Here is a 686-nt window from a genome sequence, read left to right as displayed (position 1 = left end):
ACGTTGATCTTGAAACTGCGGTTCTGTAGCGTGGCCTTGCGAACTTTCTCCACCCACTTATCGAACTGCGCGTAGTTGTACGCACTCTTGCATTCGATGGTGTAGGTAGTGCTGCCCTTCGAGTTGTAGCAGCGTTGCGTCTCGTCAAACGTCCGGACCTTGGCCACGAACTTTTCGATGTTGGTGCCCGGGGCCCAGTCCGAGATCGTGATAGTTTTATGATCTCGATCGATGTTCATCATCGACTCGAACTGGACCTTCCCCTTGCTAGTCTCAAACATCGAGAGCCAACCCTTCTGGTTCTCTTTGGACTTGACGAGCTGACCGCCGTACTTGTGCGAGTATTTGAGGGTCTTCGCAAAATCGCGCGGCGTCAGGTCCTCACCCTTAAGCATCCGTTGCAGGATAGCGACCACGGACTCCGGCGTAAACGTAGGAAGGCTCGTCGTAATACCAACACCGATACCTTCGCCGCCGTTCAGCAGAACGTTCGGCAGCATCGCCGGAAGCGTCACAGGCTCGATGTCCGAATCATCATAGTTCGGGACAAACGTCGTCACCTCTTTATGAATGTAGTCCGGATTGAGAAAAGAATGGCCATATGCGCTAAGCTTTGTCTCAGTGTATCGAGCTGCTGCGGCCCCGTCAACCATCGATCCCCAGTTGCCGGAGCCCAGCATTGTAGG

Annotated in this window: 1 protein-coding gene; it reads right to left on the bottom strand. The window is 53.9% G+C overall.

The features are described 5' to 3' along the window. Positions 1-686, bottom strand: a 686-nt coding sequence (locus tag AC1RO3_RS08150; protein WP_481763953.1) for a DNA gyrase subunit A, incomplete at both ends; no start/stop codon positions are given.

The organism is Dellaglioa sp. CoH-57-MRSF-19 (assembly GCF_056781975.1).
The sequence above is the reverse complement of the archived record's forward strand: the minus strand, read 5'-3'. Positions and strand labels throughout refer to the sequence as shown.